This is a genomic window from Rhizobium sp. BK418 (assembly GCF_004341105.1).
Lineage (GTDB): Bacteria > Pseudomonadota > Alphaproteobacteria > Rhizobiales > Rhizobiaceae > Rhizobium.
Genome location: NZ_SLZK01000001.1, coordinates 514,364 through 538,062, shown reverse-complemented (window position 1 = coordinate 538,062; position 23,699 = coordinate 514,364). Strand labels below are relative to the sequence as shown.

The window sequence follows — 23,699 nt, the reverse complement described above, 5'->3', positions numbered from 1 at the left end:
GTTATAAGAACTGTTTCGGCCAAATCGAGGCGGCCAAGTCGAGGCTCGAAACTGTCACATTAAAGATTCTAGTCTTGATGCCTAATTTTTGAAGAATTGACAACAAAAGCGGAGACGAAAATGTCCGATCAAATCGCCGCGCGACTGTCGGAAATGGGGATAACCCTGCCCGAAGCTGCAGCACCTGCCGCCAACTATGTCCCCTATGTCATCAGCGGCAATCTTCTGACCATTTCCGGCCAGCTGCCGCTCGAAGCCGGCAAGGTCGCCGTGTCGGGCCATCTCGGCAAGGATGTCGATGTTGCTGCCGGCCAACGCGCCGCCGAGCTTTGCGCCATCAACATTCTCGCGCAGGCAAAGGCAGCGCTTGGCGGCGACCTCGGCCGCATCCGCCGCGTTATCAAGCTCAACGGCTTCGTCGCCTCGGCGCCTGAATTCATCGAGCAGCACCTTGTCATCAACGGTGCCTCGAACCTGATCGCCGGCGTGCTCGGCGAAGCCGGCAAACATGCCCGCGCCGCGGTCGGCATGGCAGCCCTGCCGCTCGGTGCCGCAGTCGAAATCGATGCTATCATGGAAATCGCATAATGACGAATGCCGCATGGATCAAAGAGCTGCCGATTGCACATCGCGGCTACCACGACCTCAACAATGCCATCTGGGAAAATACGCTGTCGGCTTTTTCACGCGCCGTCGAAGCGGGCTTTGCCATCGAATGCGACTTGCATTACGCCTCTGACGGCGTTCCGGTCATTTTTCACGATGAAGATTTGGAACGTCTCTGCAATCTCAAGGGGGACGTACGTGAGCGGACTTCTGGGGAGCTCGGACTGATCGCCGTCGGCGGCACCAAGGACAAGGTGCCGACGCTGAAGCAGCTCCTCGATCTCGTCCAGGGCAAGGTCCCGCTGGTGCTGGAACTCAAGGGGCGTGATGCCGACGATGAAGGCTTTGCCGAAACCGTTTTGGAAGTGCTTGAGGGCTATGAAGGCAAAGTCGCGCTGATGAGCTTCGACCATTGGCTGCTGAAGGACCTCAAGGATCTCAACGCGCCCTACCCGGTCGGTCTGACGGCCAACGGCAATACGCCGGAGGAATATGCCACGCATGAGAAGGCGATGAGGCTCGGTCTCGACTTCATCTCCTATTACTATGGCGACCTGCCGAACCCGTTCATCACCACTCAGCGCGATTGCGGCGTTCCGGTTATCACATGGACGGTGCGCGACGAAGAGGCACGCAAGCGGACTTTCGACCACGCCGACCAGATGACTTTCGAAGGCTTCGATCCGCGCGCGGCAGTTTGACGCTCGCTTTTTCGACAAGATCATGCGCAGACTAGGGAGGGAGCCCGCTCCCTCCTCCCAACGGCTTCGCATTGCTTCATGACAGACGAATCGTCAGACGAACTTTCCATTCGCATCGAGCGATCATTCACCGAAATCTCTCCCGAGCGCTGGTCCAGGCTTTCGGGGGCGTCGAGGGGCTGCGATACCATCGCGTATAACCCCTTCGTTTCGCATGCCTTTCTCTCGTCGCTGGAAGAATCCGGCTCGGCCACTGCGCAGACCGGCTGGCTCGGCCATCATATGCTTCTGGAGACGGGCAAGGGTGAACTGGTCGGTGCCCTGCCCGGCTATCTCAAGAACCACAGCCAGGGCGAATATGTCTTCGACCACGGCTGGGCCGACGCCTTTGAACGCGCCGGCGGCAGCTATTATCCGAAGCTGCAATGCTCGATCCCCTTCACGCCCGCAACCGGCCCTCGCCTGCTCGTGGCAGAAGGCTTTGCGCGCCTTCCGCTTCAGAATGCCATGGCGGAAAGCCTTAAGGAGGTCGTGCGCCGCCTCGATATTTCCTCGGCCCATATCACCTTCGTGCCCAAGGAGGAGATGTCGGTCTTCGAAACCGACGGCTATCTGCATCGCACGGACAAGCAGTTCCATTTCATCAATGAAGGGTACGCTAATCACGACGCGTTCCTGGAAACGCTGGCCTCCCGCAAGCGCAAGGCGCTGCGCAAGGAGCGGCGGGCAGCCGTCGAAAACGGCATTACCATCGATTGGTTGACGGGCAAGGATTTGACTGAAGGCATCTGGGACCAGTTCTTCGCCTTCTACATGGATACGGGAGGCCGCAAATGGGGCCGGCCGTATCTGACGCGTAAATTCTATTCGCTGATCGGCGAACGCATGGCCGACGACGTCCTGCTGGTGATGGCTAAACGCGATGGCCGTTATATAGCCGGCGCCATTAACTTCATCGGCGGCGATACGCTCTACGGACGGCACTGGGGCTGCATCGAGGATCACCCTTTCCTGCATTTCGAGGTCTGCTACCATCAGGCGATCGATTTCGCCCTTGAAAAAGGCCTGAAGAGGGTGGAGGCGGGGGCGCAGGGCGAACATAAGCTTGCGCGTGGTTACCTGCCGGTGACAACACATTCGGCGCACTATATTGCCCATGCGGGGTTGCGCCGCGCAGTTGCCGACTATCTTAAGCGTGAGCGCGAGGATGTCGAATATATGAATGAGATGCTGAGCGAGCATACACCTTTCCGCAAGGGCAAGCGTCTGCAGGAGGATTGACGCGATTGCCCCCGCCGCGCTACGCGATCAAGGCAAACACGAGGAGATTTCGCCATGACCAGCGCCGCCTATGACGACAACAACATCTTCGCCAAGATTCTGCGCGGCGAGATCCCGTCGCATCGCGTCTACGAAGACGACAAGACCCTTGTCTTCATGGATGTGATGCCGCAGGCGCCGGGCCATGTTCTGGTGCTGCCGAAGGCGCCTTCCCGCAATATCTTCGATGCCGACCCGGCCTCCCTTTCCCATACGATCACGGTCGTCCAGAAAGTCGCGAATGCGGTGAAGGACGCCTTCGACGCCGATGGCGTCTTCATCGCACAATTCAACGAGCCGGCAGCAGGTCAGACAGTCTTCCATCTGCACTTCCATGTCATTCCACGGCATGAGGGCGTGGCGCTGAAGCCTCATTCCGGCAGGATGGAAGATGGCGCAGTGCTGGCGGCCAATGCCGAGAAGATCAAGGCCGAACTCGCGTAACGCAGATACCGCCAGATTTGCGCGATATGTTTTAACGCAAATAAAAAAGGCCGCTTTCAACGGCCTTTTTTATTCTCTAGCGTCGAAGGCTTACTTCTTGCGCGGGACCTTCGGAACCGTCGAGCCCTTCTTGGGGGCGTCGCGAACTTCCGGTTCAGGCCGTGGCACGGTCTTGGCCTTTGTCTTCTTGACCGGCTTGGTCTTCAGCTCACCATCTTCATCGACCGCTTCCGGATGAACCAGTTCGGCTTCCGGCTTCGGCTTGATAGGCGCCGTATCCGGAATCGCTTCCAGGATGAGGCCAGGCTTGCCGTCTTCCTTCGGACCAACGGTGACGTTGACGACGCCGCCCTTCTTCAGCTTGCCAAAGAGGATTTCGTTCGCCAGCGGCTTCTTGATGTTTTCCTGGATCACACGGGATAGCGGGCGGGCGCCCATCTTCTCGTCGTAACCCTTTTCAGACAGCCAGGCGATCGCATCCTCGTGCAGGTCGAAGGTGACGTTGCGTTCGGAAAGCTGAGCTTCCAGCTGCATGATGAACTTCTGCACGACCTTGTGGATGACGGCCGTCGGCAGCGCCGCGAACGGGATGATCGCGTCGAGGCGGTTGCGGAACTCCGGTGTGAACAGGCGAGTCAGAGCCTCTTCGTCCTCACCGGTGCGCTTGGACGAACCGAAGCCGATGGCGGCCTTAGCCATTTCCGAAGCACCCGCGTTGGTCGTCATGATCAGGATGACGTTACGGAAATCGATCTTCTTGCCATTGTGGTCGGTCAGCGTGCCATGGTCCATAACCTGCAGCAGGATATTATAAATATCCGGATGCGCTTTCTCGATTTCGTCGAGCAGGACCACGCAATGCGGATGCTGGTCGACGCCATCGGTCAAGAGGCCGCCCTGGTCGAAGCCGACATAGCCGGGAGGTGCACCGAGCAGACGGGAAACCGTATGCCGCTCCATGTATTCCGACATATCGAAGCGGAGTATTTCGACTCCGAGCGAGGCAGCAAGCTGCTTGGCGACCTCCGTCTTGCCGACGCCGGTCGGGCCGGAGAAGACATAGGCGCCGATCGGCTTGTTCGGCTCGCGAAGACCCGCACGCGCCAGCTTGATCGAGGTGGACAGGGCTTCGATTGCCACATCCTGACCATAGACCACCGAGCGCAATTCCTGCTCGAGATTGGCAAGAACGGCTTCGTCGTCCTTCGAGACGGTTTTCGCCGGAATGCGCGCCATCGTCGCGATCGTCGCTTCGATCTCCTTTTCGGTGATCAGCTTGCGGCGCCTGGACGGCGGGAGCAGCATCTGGGCGGCACCGGTCTCATCGATGACGTCGATGGCCTTGTCCGGGAGCTTGCGGTCCGAAATGTAACGGGCCGAAAGCTCGACGGCAGTCTTGATCGCCTCGTTCGAGTAGCGCAGATGATGGTATTCTTCGAAATAGGGCTTCAGGCCCTTCATAATCTCGATCGCATCATCGATGGACGGCTCGTTGACGTCGATCTTCTGGAAGCGGCGGACCAGAGCCCGGTCCTTCTCGAAGAACTGGCGGTATTCCTTATAGGTGGTCGAACCGATGCAGCGGATCGCACCCGAAGACAGAGCCGGCTTCAACAGGTTCGAGGCATCCATTGCGCCGCCAGACGTCGCTCCGGCACCGATGACGGTGTGGATCTCGTCGATGAAGAGCACGGCACCCGGATATTCTTCCAGTTCCTTGACGACCTGCTTCAGACGCTCTTCGAAGTCACCGCGATAGCGGGTGCCAGCGAGCAGCGTGCCCATGTCGAGCGAGAAGATCGTTGCGTCGGCCAAAGCCTCGGGTACCTTGCCTTCGACAATGCGCTTGGCGAGGCCTTCGGCAATAGCCGTCTTGCCGACGCCGGGATCACCAACATAAAGCGGGTTGTTCTTGGAGCGGCGGCACAGGATCTGGATGGTACGGTTCACCTCTGCGTTGCGGCCGATCAGCGGGTCGATCTTGCCGCCTTTGGCCTTTTCGTTGAGGTTCACGCAGTAAGCCTTCAGCGCATCCTGCTGCTTCTTCGACCCGCCTTCCTCCTCGTTGCCACGTGCGGTCGGCTTGGATTCGGACTCTTCTTCCGCACCGCGCGGCGGACGACTTTCGGAGGCGCCGGGGCGCTTGCCGATGCCGTGGGAGATGTAGTTGACCGCGTCGTAGCGGGTCATTTCCTGCTCCTGCAGGAAATAAGCAGCATGGCTTTCGCGCTCGGCGAAGATCGCGACGAGCACGTTGGCGCCGGTCACTTCCTCGCGGCCGGAAGACTGGACGTGGATCACCGCGCGCTGGATGACGCGCTGGAAGCCGGAAGTCGGCTTGGAGTCCTCGTCATAACCGGTGACCAGGTTGGAGAGTTCGTTATCGACGTATTCCAGGAGTGTTTTACGGAGTGCGTCGAGGTCGACATTGCAAGCACCCATGACCGCGGCCGCATCGGCATCGTCGATCAGGGCGAGCAGCAGATGCTCGAGCGTCGCATATTCGTGATGCCGCTCGTTGGCAAAAGTCAGTGCCTGATGGAGCGCCTTCTCAAGACTAGGCGAAAATGTTGGCACGTTCAGTTCCTCACTTCTTTTCCATGACGCATTGCAGCGGATGCTGGTGCTGCCTGGCAAAATCCATCACCTGACTCACCTTTGTTTCCGCTACCTCGTATGTGAATATTCCGCATTCGCCGACGCCGTGGTTGTGGACATGCAGCATGATGCGGGTGGCACTTTCTCGATCCTTCTGAAAAAAACGCTCCAGGATATGGATGACGAATTCCATTGGGGTGTAGTCGTCATTCAAGAGCAGTACGCGATAGAGATTAGGTTTCTTGGTCTTCGGCTTGGTGCGTGTGATGACCGAGGTTCCGCGATTTCCGTTGTCCCCGTTCCTTTCGCTATCGTTCTGCATCCGGATCGGTCTGGCGATCATTGTCATTCATTCCTCAATCAATCCGGCAGGCAGCATGGGAGGTGTGCTTTCCCGCCGAATATCTGAAACACTAAGGTAGTTCATAATGGAGCGATTTTAAGCCCCTTGTTTTTGACTGCAATCACAATTCCGCAGGACTTGACGCAAAGGCCAAAAAAGTCTGCGTAAAAACCGGGAGTGCTTCAGGAAACAAAAAAGACCGGCCGCAAATGCGGTGCCGGTCTTTGATTTTCAATAGGCGGCGCGCAGTGCGCCACAAGATTTATGCGGCTGCGGGGGTTACCGGAGCGGCCTTCGAAACTTTTGCCGCAGCAGCGGCCATCGGTGCTTCGTAGGGCTTATAAGCATTTTTGGCAAGGTCGGCATACATTTCGCCGAGCTTGGTCGCCTCGGCAACGAAAGCCTCATAGGACGACTTTGCATAGTTGCTCTGCAGTTCGAAGGCAGCCTCGAAGCTCTTTACGCCCGACAGCGTCTCGAAATGGGTGACAGCATCCTGGAAGGACTTCTTGGAATAATCGGCGGCCTCAGAGGCGATCGCCTGGAACCCCTTGGCGGTATCAGAATAGGTTTTGAGCATGGTATCCACTGCTTCCTTGCTCTTCCGGTTTGCGTCTTCGAAATTGAACATGGCCACACCATCCTCCAGTTGGCTGTTGTGAGCAAAGGGTAGCTGCAACGCACAAAGAGTCAAGTAGTCTTGTGCGACGCAAAACATCCAGTAGTTGCGCCAAGCATCGGCGTGAAAGACCGGTTTTCCGGGCACGTTCGTCTTTTATTGATTTTGCTAAAATATATCAGGTGGCTGCAACCAGAAGATTATCAGAAATTTTAACACCGGGATGGATTAGCATTCCATAACGCTAAAAAAGCCGGACATCAGCTAGCGATGCCCGGCTTTTCGATGAGGTCATAAATGGTCAGAGATCGACGTCGAGGATAGCCATCGAGAAATTGTAGGACCGGTCGCCGTCTTCATCATCGATATAGATGACGCCGAGAAATTCTTCGCCGAGATAGACTTCCGCGGAGTCATTTTTGCGCGGACGCGCCTTCACCACCATCTGCGGGTTCAGCGTGCGTTTGAAATAGGCGTCGAGTTTCTTGATTTCTTCAGGCTTCACTCTTTCATCTCCGTAAGCGATCTCGTTGGCCGCTTCTTGCACAGGTAAAGCAGCGCTGTAAAGGTTGCGAGATCGTATTAGCAACCACGCTCCCTGCCAGGATTTAGGCAGTTTTTCCCATTTTTCCAATGAAAGTTCAGATATCGGCGCCGATTACCTGATCCATGATGCGCGCTGGTTCTGAGCAGCCCGCCTCACCGACGACCTTGGCAGGCACGCCTGCTACCGTGGTCTTCGGAGGAACCGGCTTCAGCACGACGGAACCGGCGGCAACGCGCGAGCAGAAGCCGATCTCGATATTGCCAAGTATCTTTGCGCCTGCGCCAATCAGCACGCCCGTGCCGATCTTCGGATGACGGTCAGCGCCTTCCTTACCGGTACCGCCGAGCGTCACGCCGTGCAGGATGGACACATTGTCGCCAATGACGGCCGTTTCGCCGACGACGAGGCCGGTCGCGTGGTCGAGGAAGATGCCCTTGCCGATGCGGGCGGCGGGGTTGATGTCCGTCTGGAAGACGCTGGAGGAACGGCTCTGCAAGTAAAGTGCAAAATCGCGACGGCCGCGGTTCAGCAACCAATGTGCCAGCCGATGCGTTTGCAGCGCGTGGAAACCCTTGAAGTAGAGAACGGCTTCCATGAAGCGCAAGCAGGCGGGGTCGCGGTCATAAACTGCTTGGATGTCCACGCGCAGGATCGAGCCCCATTCCGGCCAATCCTCAAGCATTTCCTCGAAGGTCTGGCGCAGGAGATTTGCCTGCATATCGGGATGGTCGAGACGCTCGCATATGCGGTGAATGACGCATTCTTCGAGCGAGCGATGATTGATCACCGTCGAATAGAGGAAGGCGGCCAGCACCGGATCGCTTTCCGCGGCAAGGCGCGCTTCTTCGCGCAGGCTATCCCAGATGGGATCCATCACCTTCAGCGGATGGGCTGCGTCCAGCGTGCGGATATCCGTCTTCGCGACCATTGCCGGTCTCCTCATTTCCCGTTGGAATGCGATTATATAGAGGAAAACGCCGATAACATAAATGGGTGCCTCGGGCACGCAAGTTTAGCGCGTTTTTCCTGAAATCACGTTTATGTCACCTGCCGGTGACATCAGCCAACGGCAACCCTGGCGTAGAACTCCAGCACCGCCTTCTTGAATACTCGGTCACCGACGGCGAGCATGTGGTCACGGCCCGGAATATCCAACGCTTCGGCATCCGGCATCAGCGCCGCAAGCTCCTGAGGAGAACCGGCAATGTCGTCTTTCGTTCCAACGCCGATCAGCGTGGGCACGTCGATCTTGCCCATGTCGGCGCGGGCAACCAGATCGCGCGAACCCTTGATGCAGGCGGCAAGCGCCTGGCGATCACTCTTCGTCTGGTCGGCAAAGGCGCGGAACATCTGGCCGCGCTGATGGGTGACGTCGGCCAGCGAGGGCGCAAGCAGCGCATCGGCGATCGGGTCCCAGTCACCCACCCCGTCCGTCATGCCGATACCGAGACCGCCGAGCACCAGCGAACGAACGCGATGCGGATGGGCGAGCGCTGCAAAGACGGAGATGCGCGCGCCCATGGAATAACCCATCAGATTGGCTTCGGGAATGCCGAGATGATCAAGCAGAGCGATCGCATCGCCTGCCATCAACCACGGCCTATAAGCTTCGGCGTCGCGCGGCTTGTCGCTGGCGCCATGCCCCCTGTTGTCGATGGCGATTACGCGATAGCCGGCGTCGCCGAGCGTCTTCAGCCAGCCCGGATGAACCCAGTTGACATTGGCCGAGGAGGCAAAACCGTGGATCAGCAACACCGGCGGGCCGGATGGATCGCCTTCATCGAAAAAGGCGAGTTTTAATCCATCGTGAGTGAAGCTTGAAAATGCAGGCGTATTAAGGTTCATTGGGCCGTCCTTTTTGCGGCGACCATAGTCGAGCGGCCTTTCAGCGTGAAGCCAAAAACTCGCAACTGAGCCATGCTTTGGCACTACACTTTTGCTTCGAAGGCCTATAAGGTCCGCGCAGAATTTCAAAGCATTCGGAGACAGACATGGCCGGCCATAGCATTCCCCACTTCCAGAACGACGGCGGTCACCGGGTTATCGAAGTCGGTGTCAAGGAATTCATGTGCACCGGCGCATCCGCTCCCTTCGACCATCCACATATCTTCATCGATATGGGTGATGACAACGAGAAGGTTTGCTCTTACTGCTCGACCCTTTATCGCTACAATGCTTCGCTGAAGTCCAACCAGACCAACCCGCCCGGCTGCGTCTTCCACGTCAAGGCAGCGTAAAGTCGCCTCGTTAGATCGGACGTCCAATGCCGGTCGAACATGCCGCCATCATCGGCGCTGGAATTGCGGGCCTGACGGCCGCTCTTGCGCTCGCAAGACGCGGCATCAGCTCCGATATTTTTGAACAGGCGCCTGAGCTTGCCGAAGTCGGCGCCGGCTTGCAGATTTCCCCCAACGCATCGCGCGTGCTTTCCGAGCTTGGCGTGCTCGAAGGGCTGACGAGTCTCTGGCTCGAGCCGCAATCCATCCGGCTGATGTCCGGCAGCTCTCTGCGTGAGCTCGCGGCAGTGCCTGTGGGAAGTTTCGCCCGGAATCGCTGGGGAGCGCCCTACGGCGTCCTGCACCGTAAGACGCTTCAGAAGGCCCTTTTGGATGCAGTTTTCGCCAATCCGCTGTGCACGCTGCATCTCGGCACGCGTTTCGAATCGGATCTGCCGTTGGGTCGACGCCCGGCCGATGTGATTGTCGGTGCGGATGGCGTCTGGTCGAGATTACGGCAGGCAATAGCGGGCGCCCCTGCCCCCCGCTTTTCCGGAAATATCGCCTTCCGCTTCACTATCGCGGAGGCCGCGGCACCGGGCCTTGTCGACAGGGCGAGCGTTTCAGCGCTGCTCGGCTCCTCGGCGCATATGGTCTGCTACCCGCTCAAGGAAACCGGCGGCTTCAATATGGTGGCGATCACCGCCGGCAATATCGCGCCGGAGGCCTGGCAGGGTCAGCCGACGCTGGCGCAGCAGGAGCTTCTGCAGTCCCGCTTCCGGCGCTGGCACCCAGCGATTGTGGAGTTATTGAGAGACCGGAATGACATTACCTTCTGGCCGCTCTTCGAGGCGACACCAGGCAGATGGCAGGATGGAGACAAAACCGTGCTGATCGGCGATGCTGCGCATGCAATGATGCCCTTTGCAGCGCAGGGCGCGGCGATGGCGATCGAGGATGCCTTCGAGCTTGCGGCCTTCCTTGCCACCCGCCCGGTTTCGGAAGCCATTTCTGTCTTCGAAAGACATCGCACGCCGCGCATCACGAAGCTGCGTCAACGGGGCGCCTTCAATCGCTTTGCCTATCATGCGCGCGGCCCGATCCGTCTCGGCCGTGACATCGTGCTGTCGCTGAAACCACCGCAGAGCCTCGCGGCGGATCTCGACTGGATCTACGGTTACCGCCCGATCGGCTGACCAGATGGCGGCTAATCAGACGGCGTTGGCGGCGGCAAAACCGCGCTCGATATCGGCCTTGAGGTCAACGATATCTTCGAGCCCGATCTGCAGGCGAATAACCGGACCTTCGGCAGGCGCCTTGGCGATTTTCCGGTCCGAGAGATTGACCAGCACGGCAAGGCTTTCATAGCCACCCCAGGAATAGCCCAGTCCAAAATAGGAAAGCGCATCGAGGAAGGCGTGCGCCTTCGGCTTGGCCTTCTGCGCATCACCGGCCTTGAGCACGAAAGAGAAGATGCCGCTGGCACCCTTGAAGTCGCGCTTCCAGATGTGGTGCGACGGGAAGCTCGGCAGGGCCGGATGTAGGACGCGGGCAACTTCTTCGCGATTTTCCAGCCAGGTAGCGATCGCCAGTGCGCTTTCGTAGTGGCGCTCCAGCCGGATGCCCATGGTGCGAAGGCCGCGCAGGATCTGGTAGGAATCATCTGGCGCTCCACAGAGGCCGAGCGTGCCATGCGCGTCGATCAGTCGCGGCCAGTGTTCGGCGTTGGCGGAGATGGTCCCCATCAGAATGTCGGAATGACCCGATGGATATTTAGTCGAGGCATGGATGGAGACATCGACGCCGTGATCCAGCGGGCGGAAATAAAGAGGCGTGGCCCAGGTATTGTCCATCAGCACGACGGCATTGTGCTTGTGTGCCACAGCCGCGATGGCCGGGATGTCTTGCATTTCGAAGGTATTGGAGCCAGGAGCCTCGGTCAGCACGACCGTGGTATTCGGCTTGATCAGCGTTTCGATTGAAGCGCCGATCGCCGGATCGAAGTAGTCAACCTCGACACCCATACGCTTCAACATCGTATCGCAGAAATGACGTGTCGGGCCGTAGACGGAATCGACCACGAGCATATGATCGCCCGTCGCCGCATAGGCAAGCACTGCGACCGTGACGGCGGCAAGGCCGGAGGGCACCAGCACCGTGCCGGCAGAGCCTTCGAGCGCGTTGATCGCTTCGGCAAGGGCATCGGTCGTCGGCGTACCGCGCGTGCCGTAGGTATACTTCTTGTCGCGCGTCTCCATGGACTTGGCATTGGGAAAGAGCACTGTAGAAGCGCGCACCACCGGCGGGTTGACGAATCCGTGGTAATCGGTGGGATCGTAGCCGATGTGGGAAAGACGGGTGTTTACGCCGGCGCCCGGCAGGAGACTGTCTAGATCTTTCATGTGGGAAATGGCCTTTTGGCGAGGGTATGCAAAGGCCGAACTTTTGAACCCCGTCGCCATCGGGGTCAACCCCTACAACTTGACGTCATATTTCACCCTATGAAACCGGCGGCCTTTATTTCGGGATTTCCGCGCTATTTTTCGTCACCTTGGCGCTCAATTTCTAGCCAAATGCTCGTGCGTACGGCGTAATCTACCAAAATGCTGAAATTTCCCGCAATTATCGGCCGCGACACTTGACCATAGTGACATTTGCGACTGTGATAGACCCACTCGCGCCGGGAGGGTTGCGGGGAAACGGGGAGGTAAGCGGGTAATTTTAAGCCGGCCACTCCCCGAAAAGATAAAGATAAGACAACGGAAAAAGGTTGGGAAAAATGAAGTACAAGCTCCTGTCCGCAGCAGTCGGCGCAGCAGTTTTCGTTCTTGGCGCTTCGGCCGCTTCGGCCACGACTCTCGCAGACGTAAAGGCAAAAGGTTTCATCCAATGCGGCGTCAACACCGGTCTCGCCGGCTTTGCTGCCCCTGACGCGTCCGGCAACTGGTCGGGCTTCGACGTCGATTTCTGCCGCGCAATTTCCGCTGCAGTCTTCGGTGACCCCAACAAGGTGAAGTTCACCCCCCTCAGCGCTGCAAACCGCTTCCCGGCCCTTCAGTCGGGCGAAATCGACGTGCTCGCTCGTAACACGACGTGGTCAATCAACCGCGACACCGCTCTCGGCCTGAACTTCCGCTACGTCAACTACTATGACGGCCAGGGCTTCATGGTTCGCAAGAGCCTGAACGTGAAGTCGGCGCTCGAACTCTCCGGCGCATCCGTCTGCGTTCAGTCGGGCACCACGACCGAACTCAACCTCGCCGACTACTTCAAGGCCAACAACCTGCAGTACAACCCGGTGGTCTTCGAGAAGCTTGACGAAGTCAACGCCGCCTACGACTCCGGCCGTTGCGACGTCTACACGACCGACCAGTCGGGCCTCTACTCGCTGCGTCTGACGCTGAAAAACCCCGACGAACACATGATCCTGCCGGAAATCATCTCCAAGGAGCCGCTCGCTCCGGCCGTTCGCCAGGGTGACGACCAGTGGTTCGATATTGTCAGCTGGGTCGGCTATGCGATGATCAACGCCGAAGAGTTCGGCATCACAAAGGCCAATGTCGACGAGATGAAGAACTCACCCAACCCGGATATCAAGCGCTTCCTCGGCGTTGAAGCCGATACGAAGATCGGTACCGACCTCGGCCTGACGAACGACTGGGCCTACAATATCGTCAAGAACGTCGGCAACTATGGCGAAGTCTTCGAGAAGAACATCGGCCAGGGCAGCCCGCTGAAGATCGCACGCGGCCTCAATGCTCTTTGGAATAAGGGCGGCATTCAGTACGCTCCGCCGGTTCGCTAGTCGGCGCGACGCATGAAAAGCCGGAAAGGCGGGCGACCGCCTTTCCTCCTCTATAAAAAAGCTCCGAAAAGGAGCGCATAACGTGGGGAATTGGCCAGGCATGACGCATCAGGTTGCGGATCGAACACCTATACCCAAGAGCGGCTGGAGTTTTCAGTCCGCCCTTTACGACCCGAACGTTCGGGGCATCTTCTTCCAAGCTCTTACCATCATATTGCTGGTTGCCTTCATTTGGTCTGTTGCACACAACACGGCCGTCAATCTTGCACGCGCCAACATCGCATCGGGTTTCGGCTTTCTGAATGGCCGCGCCGGTTTTGAAGTCGGCCAGTCGCTGATCGCCTATTCGAGCGATTCGACCTATGGCCGCGCGCTTCTCGTCGGCTTCCTGAACACGCTGCTGATCGCGGTCACCGGCATCATCACTGCGACGATCATCGGCTTCATCGTCGGTATCGGCCGCCTGTCACGGAACTGGCTGATCGCCAAGCTCTGCACCGTTTACGTGGAGGTCTTCCGCAATATTCCGCCGCTGCTTGTGATTTTCTTCTGGTATTCTGGCGTTCTGGCGGTCCTGCCCAATGCCCGTGAATCGCTGCATCTGCCCTTCGGCTCGTACCTCAACAATCGCGGTCTTTCCTTCCCGAAACCGATCTTCGGAGAGAACTTCTGGTTCGTGGGTATTGCCTTCATCATTGCGATCATCGCCACAATCGTGATTGCCCGCTGGGCACATCGCCGGCAGGCTGCGACCGGCCAGCCGTTCCACACGATCTGGGCCTCGGTCGGCCTCATCATCGGCCTGCCGCTCATTGCCTTCCTGCTCGCAGGTGCGCCGCTTTCCTTCGATTTTCCAGTCGCCGGCAAGTTCAATCTGAGCGGCGGTTCCGTGGTCGGCCCAGAATTCATGTCGCTGTTCCTGGCGCTTTCCTTCTACACGGCTGCCTTCATCGCCGAAATTGTGCGCTCTGGTATCCGAGGCGTGCCGAAAGGCCAGACGGAGGCAGCAGCCGCACTTGGCCTGCATCCTTCATCGATCACACGGCTGGTGGTCATTCCGCAGGCCTTCCGTATCATTATTCCGCCGCTGAGCAGTCAGTATCTGAACCTCACCAAGAACTCGTCGCTGGCGATCGCCATCGGTTTTGCCGATCTCGTTGCCGTCGGCAGCACGACGCTGAACCAGACCGGTCAGGCCGTCGAAGTGATTCTCATCTGGATGGTCATCTATCTCGCCATCAGCATCGTGACCTCGCTGCTGATGAACTGGTTCAACGCCAAGATGGCATTGGTGGAGAGATAAGATGAGCGACAGTTTCGTCAGAACCACCATGCTGGCACAGGAACCGCCTCCCCCGGGCGAAAAGGGAGCGGGCGCCTGGATACGCCGCAACCTGCTTGCGACGCCGAAGGATATCATCTTCACCATTTTGGCACTGGCCTTCCTCGGCTGGGCGCTGCCGCATGCGATCAACTGGTTGTTCGTGCAGGCGGTCTGGAGCGGTCCGGACCGCACCTTCTGCGCCACGACTGTACAGGGTGGTATCCAACCGGATGGCTGGAGCGGGGCCTGTTGGGCCTTCGTCAACGCCAAGTTCGACCAATTCATGTATGGGCGGTATCCGCTCAACGAGCGCTGGCGGCCGACATTGGTCGGCATTCTCTTTGTGCTGTTGCTCGTGCCGATGCTCATCCCATCGGTGCCGCGCAAGGGCCTGAACGCCGTCCTGCTTTTCATCGTGTTGCCGATCGTCTCCTTCGTCCTGCTCTACGGCGGCTTTGGCCTCGAAACCGTGGAGACCCCGCTCTGGGGCGGACTAATGGTAACGCTGGTGCTTTCCTTCGTCGGGATCGTCGTGTCCTTCCCGGTCGGCATTTTGCTGGCGCTTGGACGACGCTCGAAAATGCCGGTCATCCGCATGGTCTGCGTCATCTTCATCGAAGTCGTGCGCGGGGTGCCGCTCATCACCGTACTGTTCATGGCAAGCGTCGTGCTGCCGCTGTTCCTGCCGGCGGGCTGGACGGTGGACAAGCTGCTGCGTGCGATCGTGGGTGTATCGATCTTCGCCTCCGCCTATATGGCCGAGGTCATTCGTGGCGGACTTCAAGCCATTCCGAAGGGTCAGTTCGAGGGCGCAGATTCGCTCGGCCTCGGCTACTGGCAGAAGATACGGCTGATCATCATGCCGCAGGCGATCAAGCTGGTCATCCCCGGCATCGTCAACACCTTTATCGGCATGTTCAAGGACACCTCGCTGGTGTCGATCATCAGCATGTTCGACCTGCTCGGCATCGTTCGCCTCAATTTTACTGATGCGAACTGGGCAACCGCTGTGACGCCGCTGTCCGGGCTGATTTTCGCCGGCTTTACCTTCTGGCTTTTCTGCTTCGGCATGTCGCGCTATTCAGCATTCATGGAACGTCATCTCGACACCGGCCACAAACGATAAGAACAGGAACACGCAATGGCAGAAGCCCAGACAAAGAAGTTGACCGTGTCGACGACCGAAGTTGCCGTCGAGATCATCAACATGAACAAGTGGTACGGGGATTTCCACGTTCTTCGTGACATCAACCTGAAGGTCATGCGCGGCGAGCGCATCGTCATTGCCGGTCCGTCGGGTTCGGGCAAGTCGACGATGATCCGCTGCATCAACCGTCTGGAAGAGCATCAGAAAGGCCAGATCATCGTCGACGGCACGGAGCTTACCAACGACCTCAAGAAGATCGACGAAGTGCGCCGCGAAGTCGGCATGGTGTTCCAGCACTTCAACCTCTTCCCGCATCTGACGATCCTGGAAAACTGCACGCTCGCGCCGATCTGGGTGCGCAAGATGCCGAAGAAGCAGGCGGAAGAAATCGCCATGCATTTCCTGAAACGCGTCAAGATCCCCGAGCAGGCTAATAAATATCCGGGCCAGCTGTCGGGTGGTCAGCAGCAGCGCGTCGCGATTGCACGCTCGCTCTGTATGAACCCGAAGATCATGCTGTTCGACGAGCCGACCTCGGCACTCGATCCGGAAATGATCAAGGAAGTATTGGACACGATGGTGGGCCTTGCCGAGGAAGGCATGACCATGCTTTGCGTCACGCACGAAATGGGCTTTGCCCGTCAGGTCGCGAACCGGGTTATCTTCATGGATCAGGGCCAGATCGTCGAGCAGAATTCGCCGGCCGAGTTCTTCGACAATCCGCAGCACGAACGCACAAAGCTATTCCTCAGCCAGATCCTGCACTGATCGAACATATATGGAATAAAGCCCGCCGGCTGATGGCCGGCGGAAGCTAAGAGCGTGGCAGCTACGGCTTCCTGAAGCGGCTGCGACGGTCACAAGCATCTCTGTCAGTTGCTTCCGTCATTCGCACGGGACTTCCGCGCCTCGGTACTACTGGAAGAGGCTGTTTTTCCGTCCGGCTGCTGGCCGAAATAAGTCCCGCCAAGGTGTCCTCCGGCACTGGTATTCTCCACCTGCCGCTCCGAGCGCTTGCGGATGTCGTCTACATTGGTCTTGCTCATTCCGATCTCCATTGTTTGAAATGGACATCTGGACAACCGATGCAGGCGGATACGGTTCCATCAAAGATGCCAGCGGCAGCGTCGCACAGGCAACAGCTGGAACCAAAATGAAGGCAGATAATTTACCGCCTTGGTTATGACAAAGCCGGCGCTATATCTTTCGTGCCATATCCAAAGGAGACGGAAATGAAAAAGATGATCGCGACCACAATCGCAGCAGCTTCGTTGCTTCAGGCATTCGCGATGAGCGCCAGTGCAGCGGATCTGGTACGGAGGAGCCCGCCTATCGAGCCTGATGTGAGCGGGGGCGTCAAGATCGGCTACCTCGCTTGCGATATCGGCGGCGGCATCGGTTATGTGCTCGGCTCCGCCAAGCAGATCGATTGCGTCTTTCAGCCGACGAGCAATAGCGAAGCGCCTGAACATTACACCGGCGCGCTGCGGAAGTTTGGCGTCGATCTCGGCTTCACCACGCGTGGTCGCCTGCTCTGGGCGGTCTTTGCACCGACAGCCGGCTATCATCGCGGCTCGCTGGCCGGTCTCTACCAGGGCGCAACCGCGGAAGCCACGCTGGTTGGCGGCATCGGCACCAACGTGCTATTCGGCGGCACCTCCGGATCGATCCATCTGCAGGTCATCAGCGTCACCGGCCAGCTCGGTGTCAATGTTGCCGCAACAGGCACGTCCTTGACGCTTACACCCGCAAGCTAAGTCGGCAAGGTTGGAGAACCGCAGGCTGGCCGCACGATATAGTGATCGTGCGGCCAGCCGTCATTTATTCCCGAAATCGTCTCCCGCCGCGAAGAGAAATCCGCAGCTCATATTCAGGAAACTGCAAACTTTTGAGTGCCCGGCCTGAGAGATAGGTGACGATTTGTACCGGAGACATGGGTAACACTTTTCGTTTTTTGCGGGAGGTGTTGATGCCGTGGAGAGAGACTTCGGTCATGGATGAGCGTCTTCGATTTGTCGCCCGGTTGCTGGAGGGCGAAGAGATGAGCGAGGTTTGCCGGTCGTTCGGGATCTCGCGCAAGACCGGCTACAAGATCTTCAATCGCTACAAGGAGGACGGGCTGGAGGCCCTGACGGACCGGTCGCGGCGACCGGTGCGCTATGCCAATCAATTGCCCGAGCCGGTTGAGGCGATGATCGTGCGCTGCAGACAAGACAAGCCGCACTGAGGCGCGCGCAAGATCCGCGAGCTCCTGGTCCGCCGTCTGGCCGGCGACGTGCGCATCCCGGCCAGAAGCACGGTGCACGCGGTGCTCGACCGATACGGCCTTGTGAGCCAGGCCCGCAAGAGGAACCGGGCGCACGACGCTCTCGATAGCCGTCGGCCCCAACGATCTTTGGTGCGCCGACTTCAAGGGCGAGTTCAAGCTGGGCGACGGCAGATATTGTTACCCCCTGACGATCACCGACCAGGCTTCGCGCTATCTCCTGTGCTGCGAGGCCTTCGAGACAACCCACGAACGCGGCGTCTTCGATGCCTTCCGGCGAGTCTTTGCCGAGCGTGGGCTTCCGCTTGCCATTCGTTCCGACAACGGCCTGCCATTCGCCAGCCCCAAAGGGCTCTACAATCTCTCGAAATTGTCGGTCTGGTGGCTCAGGCTCGGTGTCGCCTTCGAACGCATTCGCCCCGGCCACCCGCAGGAGAATGGCCGCCATGAACGCATGCATCTGACGCTGAAGAAAGAAGCCACCCGTCCGCCAGGACGCAATATTCTCCAGCAGCAAATGCGCTTCGACGCGTTCGTCAGCGAATTCAACACCGAAAGACCGCATGAGGCCCTGTCGATGAAGGTCCCGGCCGACGTCTACAAGGCTTCGCCGCGACCCTATGAGGGGCTGCCCGAGACCAGCTATCCCTTCCACGACCGCGATGCCATCGTCACCAACTGCGGCCGTCTGTGCATCCATCGCAAGAAGATCAACATCTCAACCGTCATGGCCGGTCAGAGGCTCGGCCTCAAGGAGGTCGACGACGGCATTTGGCTCGTCAGCTTCTTGCGCTATGATCTCGGATATATCGATCTGGAACAGAGGACATTGCAAACCATCGACAACCCGTTCGGCACGAGGTTGTCACCCATGTCTTAGGGACAATCTGTTACCTATGTCTCCGGGTCGGACAGAGGAACGGTGGCGACCCCTGCAGGACTCGAACCTGCGACCTGCTGCTTAGAAGGCAGCTGCTCTATCCAGTTGAGCTAAGGGGCCATCTGCATGTCGCCTAATTGCGACATCGGTATTTCTATCTCGAATCCGCAGGCGGATTAGTGCGTCCAGGGCTGGGTACGGGTATAGCGGAAATTGTCTGGATACGCGACGACCTGGCGTGCGGGATCCTTCGGTGCGATTACGCGATATTCGATGCCGTTGCGCTTGGCATAGGCTTCGGCAAGTTCCTGCGATTCGAAGGTCAGCTTCAGCTGCTGGCGCATATCGCCCGAAGACGTGTAGCCCATGATGGGATCGATCTTTCGCGGCTGCTCCTGATCGAATTCCAGCACCCAGAGATGGGTCTTTGCCTTACCGGACTGCATTGCGGTCTTGGCCGGACGATAGATCTTAGCAGACATGACTGCAGTGCCTCCGATATGCGGGCAACGCCCGCTTGTGCTATACTCAGCCTGGGTATGGCTTGCTTCCATACCAAAGATGGCAGCGGGAAGTGAATTTTTGCTTATCCGCGAATCCCCGTTTTTTCAAGGAAAAAGCGCCACTCAGGCAGCATCGGCCGATAGGGAAACCGAATGCTGCACCGCGCGTTATTATACGCAAAGCGCGTAAGGCGCAGCCCTATCGCAGCCGGGTGCGGATAAGCGGGCAATCCTGTCGCACACTCCGAAATGTTTCGGATTGTTGCATGTTTTGATTGCCTTCCAATTGTTATGACCGGTATAGGCGACTAGGGTGTCGGCCAACCGTTATGACACGGGTGCAAGCTATGAGATCCTCTGCAGAATTCCATGCCATCATGATAGGAGCAAGCATCACTGCGTTTTTCTACGCAGCGATCAGCTATGCTCAATATCTCGGCCTGCTTGCCCAAGGCTGAATCACGCCTTTGCAGGCGTGTTTTGCGGCGTGAACGGCTACGAATCTTCCTGACCGAAAAGCTTCCTGAGCAAAAAAACGTCCCGTAAGCAGAAGGCACGACGAGCGGCAAAGCCAATCTCAAATTGCGGAAGATATCGGGAAAATGGTCGGAGTGGAGAGATTCGAACTCCCGACCCTCTGGTCCCAAACCAGATGCGCTACCAGACTGCGCTACACTCCGAGCCTTTGATGGCAGCGGGAATACACGCTTCCCTCTGCCCTAGCAACCCCATAAATCCACCTTGGCCGGCAGTTTTCACAGGCTTATTTCGCCTTTTTTGTCGTGGTGGCGCTAACAATGCGATCACCGGGGCGGATATTCAGCTTGCGGGCAATACCGGCGTTCAGTTCGACCACATAGCGAACCTCACCCATCGAATCGATGATGTCGCGGGAAAAGGGCGTGGCGTCTTCCTTGATATGGGTGATAACGCCTCGATCGTCGGCAAAGAGCATATCGAGCGGCAGTACGGTATTTTCCATCCACATGGTGACGCGCCGCGATATGCCAAAATCGAAAATCATGCCGGCGTCTTCGGCCATCGCCTTGCGAAACATCAGGCCATGGGCTCGCTGGTCATCCGTGGCGGCGATCTCTACGCTAAAATGCAGCATCCTGCCGGCAGCCGTCTGGATAATCAGCGGCTCTCTATTGAAGTGCATATCCTGCTGGGCGAATGCCGGCAGGGCGACCATGAAAAAAAGCGCCATCAAGGCGCTTCTGATTATCGCAACAGAGAATAGGCCGCTCATCAGTGAGACCGACCCACCGGACTCGGAACGTCAGGATGAATCTCGGCGGCCATCAGGCCCTTTTCGCCATCGCCGAAGCGCACCAGCACCACCTGCCCGGGGCGCAGTTCGGTAAGGCCGAAACGGCGGAGCGTTTCCATGTGTACGAAGATATCTTCCGTGCCCTCGCCGCGCGTCAGAAAGCCGAAGCCCTTGGTGCGGTTGAACCATTTCACCAGTGCGCGCTCGAGGCCACTGGTGGCCGTGACCTGTACATGGGTGCGGACCGGCGGCATCTGCGAGGGATGGACGGCCGTCGACTGATCCATCGAAAGAATTTTGAAGGCCTGGTAGCCGCGCTCACGACGTTGGATAAGAGCGACGATGCGGGTGCCTTCGAGAATGGTCTGGTAGCCGTCGCGGCGCAGGCAGGTAACGTGCAGCAAGACATCCTGCATGCCGTTGTCGGGAACGATGAAGCCAAAACCCTTGGCAACATCGAACCATTTCACCACGCCGGTGATTTCAACGAGGTCGACCGGTTCCCCCGACAATTCCTCAAGGTCGGTAAAGCCGTTCGATGAAATCCTGTCAGCCATGTCGCCAGCCCCTCAATACGCGTCACACTGTTACGGTTAACTGATTCTTGAAATCAAGATTAACATCTTGGTAACGGATAAGCGCAAGTCCTAGTTTTCGGTTATTCCCAACTGTACATTTTATCGCGATGACTTGCCCGAAACTGGCGTCTATTACCCAGACGGGCTAGCCTGAAAAGAGAGAGGAAACAAAATGCGTTATCTCCACACCATGGTTCGCGTCAAAGATCTCGACGCCTCCCTCCATTTTTACTGCACCCTGTTCGGTCTCGAGGAAATCCGCCGCCATGATAACGAAAAGGGCCGCTTCACGCTCGTTTTCCTGGCTGCTCGGGACGATATCGACCGTGCCCGTAGCGAAAAGACTCCCTGCCTCGAACTCACCTACAACTGGGACGCGGAAGATTATACTGGAGGACGCAATTTCGGTCACCTCGCCTATGAGGTGGATGATATCTACGCGATCTGTCAGAAGTTGATGGACAACGGTATTACGATTAACCGCCCTCCGCGCGACGGCAACATGGCTTTTGTGCGCTCACCTGATGGCATCTCGATCGAGATCCTGCAGAAGGGCGAGAAATTGGCTCCGGCCGAACCCTGGCTCTCCATGGCCAATACCGGCTCCTGGTAAGCCAAGCTGCAGGCAAGCTTCACAGGGCATTCTCCGGCTCTGTCTTAACGGAAGCGCGCATTCTTGCGCCTTCCGCATTCACCGGAGATTTCTCGGTTGACCAGAAATAATAAGCGGATTGCCCTTCCGAGCCGGCAGGCTGTCGGTGCTTTGCTGATCGCCGGCTCTGTCCTGGCGCTTTCCAGTTGCGTTTCCGACAAGAAGGCACTTGATTCGGCCGCGGTCGCCACGCCCGCCGCATCAGCGGAACAGCCAGCGCCGCGCCTGGCAGCGGCAATGCCAGCCGCATCCTCCACCATGTCGAAACAACCCTATCGCGACCCGATGCTGACGAATGTCTCCGGTGTCGATCCGCAGGTCGCAGCGCAGGATCCGAATGCGGCTCCTGCGGCCGCGCCCGCCGATCCGGCCATGCAACCGCAACAGCCGGCCAATATCGGCGGACTCGTCATGCAGTCGACGCGAATCAACGCGCAGGCGATGAGCATCTTTTCCGATCATCAGCCGATGCCGCAGAACAATTCCACCTCGACGGTCATTCAGCCGAGTGCTTATGCACCGCAGGGTGCCGGCCCAAGATCGAGCGTGTTCAGCATGCCTCCACAGCCACAGCAAGGCGAGATGCCGCCGCAGCAATCATCAGAGAATACAAGCACGAAAGCTGCGCCCTTGCAGACCGCCTCGCTTGCCGGCGAAAACATTCCGGGATCGACGACGAATGCACTCTACAGCGCGCCCAAGCAGAACCTGCTCAGCAGCCTTTCCGGGCTCCTGCAGAAGGCATCACTGCCGGGTATGACACGTATTGCACCGAATGGCCTGCACGTGCAGAACGACAGCGTCCAGGTTGGCTGCTTCAAGCCCGACCTCATGCGGATCATCAAAACAGTCGAGACTCATTTCGGCAAGCCGGTCGTCGTGACATCGGGCTACCGCGATCCGCAGCATAACCGTGAAGTCGGCGGCGCCGAAGAATCGATGCACAAGAGCTGCGAAGCCGCCGATATCCAGATCGACGGCGTCAGCAAATGGGATATCGCCCAATATATTCGCTCCCTGCCGGACCGTGGCGGCGTTGGCACCTATTGTCATACGGATTCGGTCCATCTGGACACCGGCAATGTCCGCGACTGGAACTGGGGCTGCGGCCGCAAGAGCACGCCGATTGCTTCGGCAAGGGCCATTTGACTTTCAGCTCTTGAACAGCATGACGTAAGGGAAACGGCTGGCACCTGATTTTCAATGGTGGCCACAGCCCTTTGATTTGGCTGCAATAATCTTTATTCTCCACAAGCGAGAACGGACTGTCATTTTTTTGAAAAATTTCGAATTTGCCGCTTGCGGGATCGGAAGTGCCTGACTATAAGGGCGCCACCACAGCACGCGCCCTTCGTCTATCGGTTAGGACGACAGATTTTCATTCTGTAAAGAGGGGTTCGACTCCCCTAGGGCGTGCCACTCCTTCCCATCCAGTCAGACGTTATATCAGCGGCTTGCGGACCATGCTTCTCGTTCCTATCTGAGCTAGAGCGTGCGCCCTTCGTCTATCGGTTAGGACGACAGATTCTCATTCTGTAAAGAGGGGTTCGACTCCCCTAGGGCGTACCAACATCAGCCGCTGACGGCACCGTGAAGGACAATAAGGCGACTGTCTTCGGCTTTTCCACAAGCTCAGAAAAAAACTGCATAATCCCATAAAAAATTCTCATTTTGCCGCTTGCGGCGCACAAAGGTGCTGACTATAAGGGCGCCACCACAGAGCACGCGCCCTTCGTCTATCGGTTAGGACGACAGATTTTCATTCTGTAAAGAGGGGTTCGACTCCCCTAGGGCGTGCCACTCTCCTTCATTATATCCCTGTCTTTTCATAAAGTTGTTTAGTGGCGCCCATTATTGTGCCATGCGAATAGATGAGC

At 58.0% G+C, this 23,699-nt stretch carries 24 protein-coding genes, 5 tRNA genes and 1 pseudogene; 17 read left to right on the top strand and 13 right to left on the bottom strand.

Translation table 11 applies throughout. The features are described 5' to 3' along the window. Positions 1 to 120 precede the first annotated feature (120 nt). From EV281_RS02725 to EV281_RS02710, 4 genes are all read left to right on the top strand, one after another. A complete protein-coding gene (locus EV281_RS02725) occupies positions 121 to 588 on the top strand; it encodes a RidA family protein (protein ID WP_132651392.1) in 468 nt (155 codons plus the stop codon). Further along, positions 588 to 1,307, top strand: a complete 720-nt coding sequence (locus EV281_RS02720; RefSeq protein ID WP_132651391.1) for a glycerophosphodiester phosphodiesterase — start codon at positions 588 to 590, stop codon at positions 1,305 to 1,307. The genes EV281_RS02725 and EV281_RS02720 overlap by 1 nt, the downstream gene beginning before the upstream one ends. 78 nt (positions 1,308 to 1,385) lie before the next feature. Beyond that, positions 1,386 to 2,588 (top strand): GNAT family N-acetyltransferase, encoded by a 1,203-nt coding sequence (locus EV281_RS02715; RefSeq protein WP_132651390.1) that lies wholly within the window; start codon positions 1,386 to 1,388, stop codon positions 2,586 to 2,588. Between the two features lie 54 nt (positions 2,589 to 2,642). Next, complete coding sequence (locus EV281_RS02710) at positions 2,643 to 3,071, top strand: HIT family protein (RefSeq protein WP_132651389.1); 429 nt, start codon at positions 2,643 to 2,645, stop codon at positions 3,069 to 3,071. 90 nt (positions 3,072 to 3,161) lie between these two features. On the opposite strand, the gene clpA is transcribed toward EV281_RS02710, so the two are convergent. The 6 genes from clpA to EV281_RS02680 all read right to left on the bottom strand — a co-directional run bounded on the left by clpA (position 3,162) and on the right by EV281_RS02680 (position 9,023). After that, entirely contained in the window at positions 3,162 to 5,648 is a 2,487-nt protein-coding gene (gene clpA / locus EV281_RS02705) for an ATP-dependent Clp protease ATP-binding subunit ClpA (protein WP_132651388.1), read from the bottom strand. A gap of 10 nt (positions 5,649 to 5,658) precedes the next feature. Beyond that, positions 5,659 to 6,012: an ATP-dependent Clp protease adapter ClpS gene (clpS, locus tag EV281_RS02700; RefSeq protein WP_112568291.1), complete on the bottom strand. Its 354-nt coding sequence runs from the start codon at positions 6,010 to 6,012 to the stop codon at positions 5,659 to 5,661. Positions 6,013 to 6,274: 262 nt separating this feature from the next. Beyond that, positions 6,275 to 6,643: a phasin family protein gene (locus EV281_RS02695; RefSeq protein ID WP_132651387.1), complete on the bottom strand. Its 369-nt coding sequence runs from the start codon at positions 6,641 to 6,643 to the stop codon at positions 6,275 to 6,277. 289 nt (positions 6,644 to 6,932) lie between these two features. Further along, positions 6,933 to 7,136 carry a DUF3126 family protein gene (locus EV281_RS02690; RefSeq protein WP_132651386.1) on the bottom strand — a complete coding sequence of 68 codons (204 nt, stop codon included), beginning with the start codon at positions 7,134 to 7,136 and terminating at the stop codon, positions 6,933 to 6,935. 136 nt (positions 7,137 to 7,272) lie between these two features. Then, entirely contained in the window at positions 7,273 to 8,106 is an 834-nt protein-coding gene (gene cysE, locus EV281_RS02685) for a serine O-acetyltransferase (protein WP_132651385.1), read from the bottom strand. Between the two features lie 131 nt (positions 8,107 to 8,237). Next, a complete protein-coding gene (locus tag EV281_RS02680; protein WP_132651384.1) occupies positions 8,238 to 9,023 on the bottom strand; it encodes an alpha/beta hydrolase in 786 nt (261 codons plus the stop codon). A 146-nt stretch (positions 9,024 to 9,169) separates the two neighbouring features. Here EV281_RS02680 and EV281_RS02675 point away from each other — a divergent pair, with 146 nt between their 5' ends. Then, positions 9,170 to 9,415 carry a zinc-finger domain-containing protein gene (locus tag EV281_RS02675; protein WP_007827409.1) on the top strand — a complete coding sequence of 82 codons (246 nt, stop codon included), beginning with the start codon at positions 9,170 to 9,172 and terminating at the stop codon, positions 9,413 to 9,415. Between the two features lie 26 nt (positions 9,416 to 9,441). Beyond that, positions 9,442 to 10,590 (top strand): FAD-dependent monooxygenase, encoded by a 1,149-nt coding sequence (locus EV281_RS02670; RefSeq protein ID WP_132651383.1) that lies wholly within the window; start codon positions 9,442 to 9,444, stop codon positions 10,588 to 10,590. 15 nt (positions 10,591 to 10,605) lie between these two features. Here EV281_RS02670 and EV281_RS02665 read toward each other — a convergent pair whose 3' ends face one another. Further along, complete coding sequence (locus EV281_RS02665) at positions 10,606 to 11,796, bottom strand: cystathionine beta-lyase (protein ID WP_132651382.1); 1,191 nt, start codon at positions 11,794 to 11,796, stop codon at positions 10,606 to 10,608. Between the two features lie 377 nt (positions 11,797 to 12,173). Between EV281_RS02665 and EV281_RS02660 the strand changes: the two genes are divergently transcribed. From EV281_RS02660 to EV281_RS02645, 4 genes are all read left to right on the top strand, one after another. Further along, on the top strand, positions 12,174 to 13,199 hold the full coding sequence (locus tag EV281_RS02660; RefSeq protein WP_132651381.1) for an amino acid ABC transporter substrate-binding protein: 1,026 nt from the start codon (positions 12,174 to 12,176) through the stop codon (positions 13,197 to 13,199). A gap of 100 nt (positions 13,200 to 13,299) precedes the next feature. Then, positions 13,300 to 14,502, top strand: a complete 1,203-nt coding sequence (locus tag EV281_RS02655) for an amino acid ABC transporter permease (RefSeq protein ID WP_132651983.1) — start codon at positions 13,300 to 13,302, stop codon at positions 14,500 to 14,502. A gap of 1 nt (position 14,503) precedes the next feature. After that, entirely contained in the window at positions 14,504 to 15,649 is a 1,146-nt protein-coding gene (locus EV281_RS02650; RefSeq protein ID WP_132651380.1) for an amino acid ABC transporter permease, read from the top strand. Between the two features lie 15 nt (positions 15,650 to 15,664). Further along, positions 15,665 to 16,438 (top strand): amino acid ABC transporter ATP-binding protein, encoded by a 774-nt coding sequence (locus EV281_RS02645; protein WP_132651379.1) that lies wholly within the window; start codon positions 15,665 to 15,667, stop codon positions 16,436 to 16,438. 104 nt (positions 16,439 to 16,542) lie between these two features. Here EV281_RS02645 and EV281_RS31010 read toward each other — a convergent pair whose 3' ends face one another. Further along, on the bottom strand, positions 16,543 to 16,716 hold the full coding sequence (locus EV281_RS31010; RefSeq protein WP_165911825.1) for a hypothetical protein: 174 nt from the start codon (positions 16,714 to 16,716) through the stop codon (positions 16,543 to 16,545). Between the two features lie 186 nt (positions 16,717 to 16,902). Between EV281_RS31010 and EV281_RS02640 the strand changes: the two genes are divergently transcribed. Next, positions 16,903 to 17,427 (top strand): DUF992 domain-containing protein, encoded by a 525-nt coding sequence (locus EV281_RS02640; RefSeq protein WP_132651378.1) that lies wholly within the window; start codon positions 16,903 to 16,905, stop codon positions 17,425 to 17,427. Positions 17,428 to 17,639: 212 nt separating this feature from the next. Continuing rightward, positions 17,640 to 18,816 (top strand): annotated as a pseudogene (locus tag EV281_RS02635) (IS481 family transposase). Positions 18,817 to 18,859: 43 nt separating this feature from the next. Here the strand turns inward: EV281_RS02635 and EV281_RS02630 are convergent. The 5 genes from EV281_RS02630 to EV281_RS02610 form a co-directional block, all read right to left on the bottom strand. Continuing rightward, positions 18,860 to 18,936, bottom strand: a tRNA-Arg gene (locus tag EV281_RS02630). 56 nt (positions 18,937 to 18,992) lie between these two features. Then, positions 18,993 to 19,298 (bottom strand): ETC complex I subunit, encoded by a 306-nt coding sequence (locus EV281_RS02625; RefSeq protein WP_132651377.1) that lies wholly within the window; start codon positions 19,296 to 19,298, stop codon positions 18,993 to 18,995. Positions 19,299 to 19,922: 624 nt separating this feature from the next. Next, positions 19,923 to 19,999 (bottom strand) — tRNA-Pro (locus EV281_RS02620). Between the two features lie 83 nt (positions 20,000 to 20,082). After that, entirely contained in the window at positions 20,083 to 20,571 is a 489-nt protein-coding gene (locus tag EV281_RS02615) for a DUF192 domain-containing protein (protein ID WP_132651376.1), read from the bottom strand. Further along, entirely contained in the window at positions 20,571 to 21,149 is a 579-nt protein-coding gene (locus EV281_RS02610; RefSeq protein WP_132651375.1) for a cold-shock protein, read from the bottom strand. Before EV281_RS02610 ends, EV281_RS02615 begins: the two co-directional genes overlap by 1 nt. A 193-nt stretch (positions 21,150 to 21,342) precedes the next feature. On the opposite strand from EV281_RS02610, the gene gloA reads away from it, so the two are divergent. From gloA to EV281_RS02585, 5 genes are all read left to right on the top strand, one after another. Further along, the gene (gloA, locus tag EV281_RS02605; protein ID WP_132651374.1) at positions 21,343 to 21,783 is read left to right on the top strand and encodes a lactoylglutathione lyase; all 441 of its coding nucleotides are present in this window, start codon (positions 21,343 to 21,345) and stop codon (positions 21,781 to 21,783) included. A 96-nt stretch (positions 21,784 to 21,879) separates the two neighbouring features. Beyond that, positions 21,880 to 22,971 (top strand): D-Ala-D-Ala carboxypeptidase family metallohydrolase, encoded by a 1,092-nt coding sequence (locus EV281_RS02600; RefSeq protein ID WP_245508205.1) that lies wholly within the window; start codon positions 21,880 to 21,882, stop codon positions 22,969 to 22,971. 195 nt (positions 22,972 to 23,166) lie between these two features. Further along, positions 23,167 to 23,241, top strand: a tRNA-Glu gene (locus EV281_RS02595). A gap of 75 nt (positions 23,242 to 23,316) precedes the next feature. Beyond that, positions 23,317 to 23,391, top strand: a tRNA-Glu gene (locus EV281_RS02590). Between the two features lie 156 nt (positions 23,392 to 23,547). Then, positions 23,548 to 23,622, top strand: a tRNA-Glu gene (locus EV281_RS02585). Positions 23,623 to 23,699: the final 77 nt, after the last annotated feature.